This window comes from Desulfobacter sp. (assembly GCF_050177295.1).
The window spans coordinates 1-12646 of sequence record NZ_JBFXHE010000092.1 but is presented as its reverse complement, the minus strand read 5'-3'; the positions used below and the strand labels follow the sequence as shown (position 1 = coordinate 12646).

The window sequence follows — 12646 nt, the reverse complement described above, 5'->3', positions numbered from 1 at the left end:
CCCCGTAAGGGATTTATTTTACCCCATGCTAAGAAAAGCCCTCATCCATGATGTTGTCCCCATCCATGCCCTGCTTAAATTTTATGCCGGAAAGGGAGAACTTCTAGGCCGGCCCTTAAGCAATCTTTACGACCATTTACGGGATTTCTGGGTATATGAGGATGATGGTACCGGCATAATAACAGGTTGTGCAGCCCTGGCCTTTTGCTGGGAAGATATCGCCGAAATCCGCTCCGTTGCGGTAAAAGAGGAATACAATGGACAGGGTATCGGATCGGCCCTGGTAGAACGCTGTATCCAGGAAGCCTTCTATTTTAAATTAAAAACATTGTTTGCGCTGACCTACCGCCCGGATTTTTTCGCCCGTTTCGGATTTGAAATAACTGAAAAAACCAACCTGCCCATGGTCAAAATCTGGGCCGGGTGCCTGGACTGTGTTAAGTTTCCGGATTGTGATGAAATAGCCATGATCAAAGAGTTATAGCTTTTGTTCAGGTATAAACCATCTTGTAGGGAATGGGCGCATACTTTGATACGGACGGTTTGGGAAGAATATGTTCTTCCGCCACGGTCAGCCAGTTATTATCCGGATTCAGTTCTCGAAGGCGTCCGCCTTCCGAGGGCAGGGCATGGATCGTGTAATCATACCAGACATTGAAAATACAGATATAGAATTTGCCCTGGCGAGCCACCACATAATTATTGGTAAAGGTACTCTGGGGAACACCCACCTGCTGGGACAAGGCCTTGACCTGGTCAACCACAAGCTTTACCAGAACGGACTTTGACACGCCTTTTTCATCGAAGCGCAGCAGGCTTCGTGATTCGCTGGACGCAACATACACCGTCGTAATTGAGTTGAGCTGCCGGAAATACTGGGCAGCGACAACGGCAGCCGTCCTTCGGCCACCGGCCAGCACAGGAACCCCATAATATTCAAACAATTTTTTTTGCATATTTTCAGCGTAAGTATCCCCTTTCTCGTAAAGGTCTTTGGAGATATAACGTAAAAATTTGGCAAGGGTTTCAGATGCATCTGCAATGGGCCAGTCTACCCTGACATGAAAATGGGTCAGGGCGTACTGGGTCTTCAGCCGCTGGTTGGGCTGGATTAAAATGGCATAATCCACGGGCAGCAGGTTTCTAAGAAGAGAAAAAAAACCGTCGGACTCAAAACATTTTATGTTCCGGTTGTAGTTTTCAATATCAGGAAAATCTTTGAGCCCCAGCAGATTGGTTTTCGTGGTTTTATTGACGTCAAAATACCGGATATACTTTTTGTGGATTTTATCAATATAATCTTCACAGAAAATGATCAGAAAGGAATTTTGTGCTTCAAACTCCACGGAAGGGATGCGCGCCCGGGGTTTGAGTTCCCTTAACTCAACAAAGGGGTAAGGGGTCCGAAACTTTAAAAAATTATTGTAGGACCCCACAAGGGCGTAATCCAGAACAAACTGATCCAGTTCATCCCTCAATACCTGGTAATAGGATCGGCGCAGCCGGTCCTCCCTACTCAGAGCGTGCCGTAATTTGCAAAATTTCACCTCACGTTAATCCTTTCTAAATGCCCAGAACTATTTCAGGGCTGCCACTCCGGGCAATACTTTCCCTTCCATCATATGCAGAAAAGCCCCGCCCCCTGTGGAAATATAGCTGACTTTTTCCGTAATCCCGCATTTTTTGGCTGCAAGGCCTGTATCGCCGCCGCCCACAACCGAAAAGGCAGGCGACCCGGCAATGGCATCCGCTACGGTCTGGGTCCCTGCAGCAAACCGGTCCATTTCAAACACCCCCATGGGGCCATTCCACACAATGGTACCGGCATTGGAAATGGCTTTGGCAAAGCCCCGGGCAGTTTCAGGACCAATATCCAGGGCCATCCAGCCATCTGGAATCTCATCCAAAGAAACCGTGCGCGATTCAGCATCCTTGTCAAAACGATCCGCAACAACCAGGTCTGTGGGTAAAGCCAGGTCAATGCCTTTTTCCTTTGCATGGGCCATGATATCCGCAGCGGTCTTAATCAAATCCGATTCAATCATGGACGCCTTGGTATCCACGCCATTTGCCGCAAGAAAGGTATTGGCCATGGCACCGCCGATAATCATGCAGTCCACAAACTTGAGCATATTTTCAAGGGCAGCCAGTTTACTGGAAACTTTTGCGCCGCCAATCACGACGACCAGCGGTTTCTTGGGATGTTCCACAGAATCGTAATATGAGCGCACCTCTTTTTCAAGCAGAAAACCGGCTGCAGACACCTTGGCATACATGGTAATGCCGGTAACCGATGCCTGGTCCCTATGGGATACGGCAAAGGCATCGTTCACATAAACATCGCAAAGGTCTGCAAGGGCCTTTGCAAACCCAGGATCGTTTTTCTTCTCCTCATCGTGAAATCTTAAATTTTCAAGCATAAGAATCTGGCCGGGCCCAAGGGCGTTTACCTGCTTTTTCACCGCATCCCCAATGCAGTCATCGGCAAATGCCACGGGCGTGTTTAAAAGCTCAGACAGTCTGACTGCCGCAGGCTTAAGGCTGAATTTTTCGTCCCGGCCACCTTTGGGACGGCCCAGATGGGAGGCCAGTACCAGTTTGGCGTTTTTTTCAATCAAATAGGTAATCAGTTCCAGGGTGGCCCGGATCCGGTTGTCGTCAGTAATCTTCCCCTGGTCATCCATGGGCAGATTGTAGTCCACCCGGATAAAAAGGGTTTTACCGTTTACATCTATGTCTCGAACCGATTTCATGTCTCCTCCTAATCAATAGTGTTTGAACGAAAAGTCACCCATCTGCGCCTTGCATCTGGGCAACTTTGCGTCCAAACACAGGGCTTCCGCTTAGGCATTATTTTTTCATTTTCAGGCCACGCCTGTGGGCCTGTTTTTTCCTGGACCAGCGTTCAAAAAAGGAGATGGCCCCGGCTTTTGTGGAACGTTCAATGATCTCTTCTTCAACCTGAATCCCGTTCTTTGTGGCCATGGCCTGCTGGAGGCACTTTGTTTTCACAGGACAGTGGTAAAAGCATTGTTCCGGTGTTTCCCGCAACCCCTTGGAACCCATGGGAAAGATTTTTTCAAGGTCTCCAAAGCAGTCGGGAAACTCGTCCTGATTTTTCATTTAATCTGTTCAAACTCCTTTTGGAACTGCGCCATTACCCCCTGGGCTGCAAAACTGTAATACCCCTGGCTTCCTGTGACAAGATGGTCGTGGATATGAATGCCGGCAAAAGCCAGGGCAAAAAACAAAATCCGTGTAATACGGATATCCTGGGCTGAGGGTGTAATATCCCCGGACGGATGATTATGCGCTAAAACCACTGAAGCCGCGTTGTGTGCAAGGCTGCGTGCAATCACTTCCCGTGGGTATACAGCCGAGGCTGAAAGGGTCCCGGTAAAAAGGACCTCCGATGCCATAACCCTGTTTTTGGCATCCAGAAATATCCCTAAAAAATGTTCTTTGTTTTTGTAACCAATGGTCTGGTTTAAATAGGCGATCAGACTTTCAGGATTACTGACCACATCCATTTTGAGTATCCGGGTTTCAAGATACCGGTCTGCCACAGCCTTGATCAGATGAATCCCGAAGCTGTTGGCAGGCCCCACCCCCTTAACCCGGCAAAGGGCCCGGGTATCAGCTTCCAGCACCCGGGGCAGGGTTTTAAATTCTGCTAAAAGATCTTTGGCAGCCTGCTTGGTATCCTTTCGTGGGGTATTGAGGGCCAAAAGCAGCTCCAGGACCTCGTAGTCCCGGAACCCTGACAAGCCGGCCTGGAGGAAGCGTTCCCTCAGGCGCTGCCGGTGTCCGGCACCCTTATTCGTCGTCTCCCCAGTCATCTATCGGGCCATCTGTCGGGTCATCCGGATCAAGATCATCCGAATCAAAGTCATCCGGATCCATATCCGTTTCCGGATCATTTAAAATGTCGCCATCCTCCCCATCAGGATGAAAACAGGTGTTATCACCATCAGGGTCACCATCCTCTTCGGGAAGACGGGCAATGCCGATAAGCGTCTCTTCCTGGGCCAGATTAATGAGTTTGACACCCTGGGTATTTCTGGAAATCACCTTGATCCCGGAGATATCGGTACGGATCAGTTTTCCCTTGTCCGTAACCATCATCAACTCATCATTGTCATCCACCAGGGCAAGGGCCATCATTTTACCGTTGCGCTTGGAGGTTTTAATGGAAAAAACCCCTTTTCCGCCCCGGGTCTGGGTTCTGTACTCCTCAATTTTAGAGCGCTTGCCATAACCGTTTTCCGTAACCGTTAAAAGCGTATCCTCGTCCCCAAGCACTTCCATGCCCACCACCCGGGCACCCTCTTCTATGCGCATGCCCCGCACACCCATGGAGCCGCGGCCCACGTCACGGACATCTTCTTCATTAAACCGGATCACCTTGCCGCCCTCGGACCCCAAAAAAATTTCCTGGTTGCCATCGGTGATGCGTGCGGCAATGAGTTCATCCCCCTCAGCCAGCTTCACACCGATAAGGCCCTCTGCCCGGCGACGGGAATAGGCCATCAGCTCGGTCTTTTTCACCCGGCCTTTTTTGGTGGCCATGACCACGTAGCGGTTCTCGGTAAACTCATCCACCGTGAGCACGGTGGCAAGTTTTTCGCCCTCATCAAAATTAAGCAGGTTCACAATGGCCTTGCCAAGTGAAGAACGGCCTGCCATGGGCAGTTCATATACCTTAGCCTGATAGACCTTGCCGAAATTGGTGATGAACAGGAAGGTGGCATGGGTGGAGGCCACAAACAAATGTTCCACAAAATCGTCGGATTTTGTTCCCATGGCAGTCTTGCCTTTACCCCCCCGGTGCTGGCTGGCATAAAGGGTCACAGGATTCCGCTTGATGTATCCGCTTCGGGTCACCGTGACCACCATGTCTTCTTCGGCAATGAGGTCTTCAATGGAAATCTCGGTTGTACTCTCCACGATACGGGTGCGGCGCGCATCCCCGAACTCATCATTGAGTTCTGTCAATTCATCCTTGATCAGTCCCCGGACCACGGTTTCTGAGCCAAGGATCTCCTTGAACCAGGTAATATCCTTGAGCAGCTCCTGGTATTCGGTTTCAATCTTTTCCCGCTCCAGTCCGGTGAGCCGCTGCAGCCGCATGTCCAGAATGGCCTGGGCCTGGATCTCGGTCAGTTCAAACCGGTTTATCAAACCGGTTTTGGCCTCTTCCGGTGACCGGGAGGCCCGGATCAGGGCCACCACTTCATCCAGGTTATCCAGGGCAATCTTCAACCCTTCCAGAATATGGGCACGTTCTTCTGCCTTACGCAGATCATAGCGGGTGCGCCGGATGATGACGTTGGTCCTGTGGGAAATAAAGTGATTGAGGATTTCCTTAAGGGAGAGCAGCTCAGGCCGGTTATTTACCACCGCCAGGAAGATGATGCCAAAGCTGGTCTGCATATTGGTATGCTTGTAAAGCTGATTGATCACCACTTCAGCGATCTGATCGCGTTTAAGCCCAATGGCCATACGCATGCCATCACGGTCGGATTCATCCCGGACATAAGAGACACCGGTAATCACCTTGTCCCGGACCAGTTCGGCGATCTTTTCCACCAGCTTGGCCTTGTTTACCTGATAGGGCAGTTCCGTGACCACAATGGTTTCCTGGCCGCTTTTCTTATTTTCCTCCACCTCGACTTTGGCCCGCAACGTGATAATGCCCCGTCCGGTGTCATAAGCCTCAAAAATCCCCTTGGTGCCGTAAATATGGCCATAGGTGGGAAAATCAGGTGCCGGGATATGGGTCATCAATGCCCTTGTATCCATGCCCGGATCGTCTATGAGTGCCTTTAACCCCTCAATAACCTCACTGATATTGTGGGGGGGAACATTTGTGGTCATGCCCACGGCAATGCCCGAGGAGCCGTTGACCAGCAATGCCGGAAATTTTGTGGGAAGCACCGCAGGTTCTTCCAGGGTTTCATCATAGTTGGGGATGAATTCTACGGTTTCTTTTTCAAGATCGGCCAGCATCTGGTGGGAGAGTTTACGCATACGGATTTCCGTATAACGCATGGCAGCCGGAGAGTCGCCGTCCACGGAGCCGAAGTTGCCCTGGCCATCCACCAGGGTATAACGCAGGGAGAAGTCCTGGGCCATGCGGACAATGGTGTCATACACGGCAGAATCCCCATGGGGATGGTATTTACCAATAACATCACCCACGATACGGGCAGATTTTTTATAGGGTTTATTCCAGTCATTGTGAAGCTGCTGCATTGCGTATAGCACACGCCGGTGGACCGGTTTCAACCCGTCCCGGACATCGGGCAGAGCCCGCCCGATAATGACACTCATGGCATACTCGAGATAGGACTGCCTCATCTCTTTCTCGATACTGGTGCTTTCGTTTTGAATCATCCTAAATTAACTGCTCCCGATTAAATTGCTTATGAAAAACCCATCAAGCCGTTTTCAGATCTTTTCCCGTTTTCAGATCTCTTCATGGCGTGTTAAGTAAAAAACCTTGGTGAAATTATTGGTCAGTCCATGAATCCAGCATCCCTTTGCCCGGTTCCACCATGGACTGAAACGTGGAAAAATAAATATCGGAAAGGGTTAAAAACAAAGTAGCGATCAACGGCCCGTAAATTATACCTAAAATTCCGTATAGTTTCAGACCGCCAATAATGGCAAAAAACACAATAAGCGGGTGCATGGCCACCCGGTCTCCCACCAGTTTGGGTTTAAAAATATACTCAACGCCCCATGACAAAACAGCATAAAATCCAACAATAAAAAGGCCTTTACCCAGACTGCCTTTCAAAAGAAAAAACAAAGCCGCAGGCAGCATGACCACACCAATGCCCACAATGGGCAGAAATGCCAGAAACCCCATGACCACGCCCCATAAAAAGGGGGAATTCAGGCCAAGAGACCAGAACAGCAACCCGCCGGCCCCCCCCTGGATCAATCCGCCCAGTCCGTTGCCAATGAGTACGGCCCCGGCCATATCGCTGAACTTTTCAAAAAGCTTGCGGTTATGCTCGTCCTTGAGCGGAGACAAATCATATATGTACTGCATGAACCGTTCGCCATCCATGAACATGTAGAACACCACAATGAGCATCAGAAAAAAGTAAAACACCAGGTTCAGCAGGTTGGATGTCAAAAACCTGGCCTGCTGGAACAGGGAAAAGCCTAAGTTCTTTCCGATTTCGGTCAAAGGGTCCACCAACTCACGCCAGGAGATATGGGTATGAATATTGGCCTTGGTTAGAAATTCGTTGATCCGATCAAGAGCCCGGGTGCTTTCCAGAAAGTTGATCAGATTATTGGAAAACACCGCATCCTTTGCCAGGTTGTAAAGTCCAAGGGCTTCTCTTGAAAGGATGACCACAAAATAGACAACCGGAATAAAGACAATGAAAAAAACGGCCAGACAGGTGAAAACCGAAGCTGCCCGTGCAGGCATGAATCTATCCAGCGCCCTAAAGACAGGCCGAAAAATACCTGTAATGACAATACCGAGAAGCAGGCTTGCAAAAAACGGGGCTATCACTTTTCCCACAAGGAAAATGGATATGCAAAACAGGGCCAGAAAAAAAAAGAACACTGCCCGCTGAAAAATATTCTGCTCCAAATATTACCTGCCTGGTTTTATAAGATAACGACCCTAAATAACAAGGTAAAGCCGCATCATGCAGAAAGATTTCCTGCACAGGTGCGGCTTAGACCTTACGTTACGAAATACCCAGCGTTAACTGCTGATAAATCCCAGGGCAGCCAGCACCAGCAATACTTCCCAGATAATAACCTGGGTAAAACTTCCAAAGAAATGGTACACAATGCCGCCGCCTACGATGGCAGGTACGGCCGTGTATATCAGTATCCCAAGTTTGCGTGGAATATCCATGGTTTCACACCTCTTTTTTCAATTCAATTGAAATCAGTTATACCGGCAAATATCAATTTGTCTGTTTACCATTTTAAGGGCCTTAAGTAAAGGAAAACATAGCAGAAATTTGATCGTGTTCGGACAACGCAGGCGCTTCGCCCTCCTGTTTCTTGTTTATTATTTACCTCTCAATAATCATTGCCATGCCCATGCCGCCGCCGATGCACATGGAAATCAGGCCGGTATTGTACCCTTTTCTTTGCATCTGATGGATGGCGGTGACCATCTGGCGGGCACCCGTGCAGCCGATGGGATGGCCCAAAGAGATACCGGACCCCAGTTCATTAGGTCTTTCCACATCAATATCCAGTTCCCTCATGCAGCCGATGGCCTGGGCCGCAAAGGCCTCGTTAAGTTCGATCATGTCAATGTCGGACAATGCCATGCCGGTTTGTTTAAGCACCCGTTTCACCGCAGGCACCGGTCCCAACCCCATGTACGCAGGATCAAGGCCGCCGGACGCAAAGCCTTTAACTTTTGCCAGCACCTCAAGTCCAAGTTCATTGGCACGCTGTGCAGTCATCATGAGCACGGCTGCAGCACCGTCGTTGATGCCCGAGGCATTGCCGGCAGTTACGCTGCCGTCTTTTCTGAAGGCCGGACCCAGTTTGGCCAGTTTTTCCATGCTGGTTTCCATGGGCCGTTCATCCTTATTCACCACAATGTCCCCTTTGCGGTTTTTAATAACAACGGGAACGATTTCCTGGTCAAAGGTGCCGTCATGAACCGCGCCAAGGGCCCTGGTATGGCTTAAAAGGGCAAGTTCGTCCTGTTCCTGCCGCGTGATACCGTATTTTTCAACAATATTTTCTGCGGTCTGCCCCATGTGGTAGCCGTAAAAAATTTCATAAAGACCGTCATACACCATCAAATCATGGACCGGACCCTGGCCGGTAAGTTCCATACGATGGCCCCATCTGGCCTTGAGCAGGGCCATGGGGGCATTGCTCATGCTTTCCTGGCCCCCGGCCAGAACCACCTGGGCCTGACCTGCCATAATGGCCTGGGCACCCAAGGCAATGGCTTTCAGACCTGACCCGCAGATCTTGTTCACGGTCATGGCAGGCGTAGTGCGGCTGATGCCGGCACCGATCATGGCCTGGCGGGCGGTGTTCTGTCCCTGGCCGGCCTGGAGTACGTTGCCCATGATGACCTCGTCCACATAGATGTCTGCCAGGTCATCGCCATAATCATACCCTGAATTCTCAATGTCGATCATCCCCTGATCTTTCAAGGTTGCAGGGGAAAATTCATCATTGCCGGGATCCTGGGCAGGTTTGAGCCCGGCACGTTTTAACACGTCTTTCATGACATAGGTGCCCAGTTCCACCACCGGCACACTTTTCAAAGATCCGCCAAAGGTCCCCACAGATGTTCTAACACCGCTTACGATTACCGCCTCTTGCATTACAGCCTCCAATTGGTTGGATTAATTTTTTCCAAGTCAATGATTAAATTATTCTCAATAAGTTAGTCAAATTGCCATAACAAAATGATTTGTAAAATACAAGGGAAACGCCATCAGTCGCCCATGGCGTTCTTTTTCAGATCCAGCCACGCCTCAAGGCGCTGCTTTACTGTTTTCTCATACCCCCTGGCAGTGGGGTGATAAAACCGGGTGCCTTCAAGGGCTTCAGGCAAATAGGACTGGGACGCATACCCGTGTTTGTAATCATGGGCGTATTTGTAGCCTTTGCCGTAGCCCATCTGTTTCATCAATCCAGTGGGGGCGTTGCGGATATGCATGGGCACGGGCAGGGCCCCGTGTTTTTTCACAGCTTCCTGAACCTGTTTCTGGGCCGCATACACAGCATTGCTTTTGGGCGCTGTGGCCAGGTACACAGCGGCCTGGTATAAAGAGCCATCCCCTTCGGGGCGGCCCAGGCGCCGGAACGAGGCATCCGCATTCATGGTCATGGTCAATGCCCCGGGATCGGCAAGGCCGATATCCTCGGTGGCAAGGCGGATCATCCGCCTTAATATGTAAATGGGATCATCCCCTGCAGCCAGCATCCGCTCAAGCCAGTACATGGCCGCATCCGGATCACTGCCCCGCACGCTTTTAATAAAGGCGGAGATCAGATTAAAGTGTTCTTCCCCTGCCTTGTCATGGCGCAAAAGTTTTTGGGCCACCATGGCCCTGACATCTTCCACATCCAGTGTTTTGCCGTTCCCACGGTTCAAAGCACAGGCTTCAAGGCTTGTCAGGGCAGCCCTTGCATCCCCGTCAGATGCGGCGGCGATCTGATTAATGGCCTGCTTTGAAAATATATCTGATAAAAGTCCAAGTCCCTTGTCCTTATCTGTTAAAGCCCGGTTCAAAATCTGCACAATGGCATCCAGGGACAGGCTGTTCAGGGTAAAGACCCGGCATCTGGATACCAGGGCGGGATTGACTTCAAAGGAAGGGTTTTCCGTGGTGGCCCCGATCAGGGTGATCAATCCGTTTTCCACATGGAAAAGAAAGGCATCCTGCTGGGATTTGTTAAACCGGTGGATTTCGTCCACAAACAGCAGGGTCCGCCGGTTGTGCAGCCGTCTTCTCTCCTTTGCCTCTTCAATAATCTGCCGGACCTCCTTAACGCCTGACAACACCGCAGAGATCTTGACCCACTGATTTTTCGTCTGTGCTGCAATGACATTGGCCAGGGTGGTTTTACCGCACCCCGGCGGTCCCCACAGGATCATAGAAAAAACCCGGTCTTCGGCCACTGCGCGTTCAAGCAGAGTACCTTTGGCTGTGATGTGGTCCTGGCCCACAACATCTTCAAGCCGACGGGGCCGCATACGTTCGGCCAGCGGTGCGGCCCCGGCCATATCCTGCCCGGCGGTATGGTCAAAAAGATCCATTACAATGCGTTTTTCTGATCCCGTTCGCGTTTCTTGCGGCTCTGTTCTTTGCGCTGCTTATCCCGCTTTGTCATGACCTTCTTTTTCTTCTCCTGGATTCGCCTGAATTCCTTTGTGTTGCCGGAAAATTCAATTTTACCGGTTTTTTCCCTGAAATAAAGTTTAACAGGGGTCAACGTCAAAGGGATCATCTGGCGCAGCTGGTTGACCAGATACCGCTTGTAGGAAAAGTGCACGGCTTCGGGATAGTTGACAAAACAGACAAAACAGGGTGGTTTCACTGCCACCTGGGATGCGTAAAAAAACTTGAGGCGCCGGCCCTTGTGAAGGGAGGGTTCCTCCCGGTACACGGCATCCTCGATTATCCGATTGACCATACCTGTATTGATTCTGTGAGAGTATTCCTTATAAACCTTTTCCACCTCATCAAAAATATTCTGGCAGCGCTGGCCGGTTTTGGCTGAAATGGTGATGGCAGGCACAAAGGCCAGAAACCTTGCCTTCTGGCGCAGCTCTTTGATAAAGGCCTGCTGCCCTTTTTCCGACTTGTCCACAAGGTCCCATTTATTGAGCAGAAAAATGGCCCCGCATCCCCTTTTTTCGGCATAGCCCGCAATGGTGATGTCCTGGTCCGTGATGCCTTCGGAACAGTCAATGAGGATCAAGGCCACATCACAGTCTTCCATGCTGTCCAGGGCTTTGAGAATGGAAAATTTTTCAAGTTTGTCCGTGACCTTGCCCTTGCGGCGGATGCCGGCGGTATCTTTAAGGATAAATTCCCGGCCATTCCGGTTCACGGACAGTTCAATGGCATCCCGGGTGGTGCCGGCCTTGTCGTTGACCACCACACGCTGTTCTCCGAAAAGCCGGTTGGCAAGGGATGATTTACCCACGTTGGGACGCCCGACAATGGCAATGCGGATGGGACCTGTGTCATCATCTTGTCCCGGCTCCCCCGATTCGCCCGATTCACCCGCTTCCTTTGGGACCGGGGCATCGGGCAGCAGGGCGACCAGGTCTGAAAGGAACTCCCCTACCCCCAGGCCGTGTTCGGCCGACACCTTGTAAAACCGGTCCACACCCAGGGTATAAAAATCTCCGAGTTCATCTTCCTGACGGTGCAGACTTTCAACCTTATTGACCAGATAAAAAACAGGCTTTTCGGTACGGCGTAAAAGATCGGCAAGGTCCCGGTCATAGGGGGAAAGTCCGGCACGGCCATCCAGAATAAACACCAGGATATCAGCCTGTTCCACGGCCCGCAACAGCTGTTCCTTGATCTGGGATGCAAAAAAATCATCATCCGCACTTAAAAAACCGCCGGTATCGACCAGGGTAAAGGCTTTATCCTCCCACTGCGCATCGGCATACTGCCGGTCCCGGGTCACACCGGGCATATCATCCACCAGGGCCTGGCGGGACTTTGTAATTCTGTTAAACAGCGTAGATTTTCCAACATTGGGGCGGCCCACAAGGGCCACAACCGGTTTCATATTCGTTTCTCCCGGACAAAAAAGGGGTTAAAAAATCAAAGTAGGTTTTTATCCAACGCAGAAATTGGGCAAAAAGGCTATTTATGGATGGGCATTATCTAAGAGACAATTACATACCATAATATTTAAAATACAACTATTGTCAATCCTTGAAAAAATCACCGAAAATAAGACAGTTCCAATCAGGCTGACATTTTTAGCCCAAGAGATTAGGGTGTAATTGCACATTTAGGGAAAATCCCCAGGTTCTGTTGACATTTATCAGACCGCCCATAATTTATCCTCCTCAATATCATCTATCTGGAGGGATAACCTATGGGAAACGCAAATTTTTCGGATGCTGTTTGGTACAAAATTTTGGTATTTCTTA

General features: G+C 50.3%; 11 protein-coding genes. 1 reads left to right on the top strand and 10 read right to left on the bottom strand.

Going from position 1 to position 12646, the window contains the following annotated elements; all coding sequences use genetic code 11:
* Positions 1-484 (top strand): N-acetyltransferase (locus tag AB7U36_RS08995; RefSeq protein ID WP_428159448.1); only part of this gene is annotated, 484 nt, incomplete at its 5' end.
* Between the two features lie 7 nt (positions 485-491).
* Here the strand turns inward: AB7U36_RS08995 and AB7U36_RS08990 are convergent.
* From AB7U36_RS08990 to der, 10 genes are all read right to left on the bottom strand, one after another.
* A complete protein-coding gene (locus AB7U36_RS08990; protein ID WP_428159447.1) occupies positions 492-1547 on the bottom strand; it encodes a hypothetical protein in 1056 nt (351 codons plus the stop codon).
* 30 nt (positions 1548-1577) lie between these two features.
* Positions 1578-2753, bottom strand: coding sequence for a phosphoglycerate kinase (locus AB7U36_RS08985; protein WP_428159446.1), 1176 nt, complete (start codon positions 2751-2753; stop codon positions 1578-1580).
* 97 nt (positions 2754-2850) lie between these two features.
* Positions 2851-3123, bottom strand: coding sequence for a hypothetical protein (locus AB7U36_RS08980; protein WP_428159445.1), 273 nt, complete (start codon positions 3121-3123; stop codon positions 2851-2853).
* The gene (gene radC / locus AB7U36_RS08975) at positions 3120-3839 is read right to left on the bottom strand and encodes a RadC family protein (RefSeq protein ID WP_428159444.1); all 720 of its coding nucleotides are present in this window, start codon (positions 3837-3839) and stop codon (positions 3120-3122) included. The genes AB7U36_RS08980 and radC overlap by 4 nt, the downstream gene beginning before the upstream one ends.
* Positions 3817-6396, bottom strand: a complete 2580-nt coding sequence (gene gyrA / locus AB7U36_RS08970) for a DNA gyrase subunit A (protein WP_428159443.1) — start codon at positions 6394-6396, stop codon at positions 3817-3819. The genes radC and gyrA overlap by 23 nt, the downstream gene beginning before the upstream one ends.
* A gap of 115 nt (positions 6397-6511) precedes the next feature.
* Positions 6512-7591 carry an AI-2E family transporter gene (locus tag AB7U36_RS08965; protein ID WP_428159449.1) on the bottom strand — a complete coding sequence of 360 codons (1080 nt, stop codon included), beginning with the start codon at positions 7589-7591 and terminating at the stop codon, positions 6512-6514.
* Positions 7592-7735: 144 nt separating this feature from the next.
* The gene (locus AB7U36_RS08960) at positions 7736-7891 is read right to left on the bottom strand and encodes a hypothetical protein (protein ID WP_165477759.1); all 156 of its coding nucleotides are present in this window, start codon (positions 7889-7891) and stop codon (positions 7736-7738) included.
* A 163-nt stretch (positions 7892-8054) separates the two neighbouring features.
* The gene (locus AB7U36_RS08955) at positions 8055-9341 is read right to left on the bottom strand and encodes a thiolase family protein (RefSeq protein ID WP_428159442.1); all 1287 of its coding nucleotides are present in this window, start codon (positions 9339-9341) and stop codon (positions 8055-8057) included.
* 113 nt (positions 9342-9454) lie between these two features.
* Entirely contained in the window at positions 9455-10783 is a 1329-nt protein-coding gene (locus tag AB7U36_RS08950; RefSeq protein ID WP_428159441.1) for a replication-associated recombination protein A, read from the bottom strand.
* Positions 10783-12276, bottom strand: a complete 1494-nt coding sequence (der, locus tag AB7U36_RS08945; RefSeq protein WP_428159440.1) for a ribosome biogenesis GTPase Der — start codon at positions 12274-12276, stop codon at positions 10783-10785. The genes AB7U36_RS08950 and der overlap by 1 nt, the downstream gene beginning before the upstream one ends.
* Between the last annotated feature and the right edge of the window lie 370 nt (positions 12277-12646).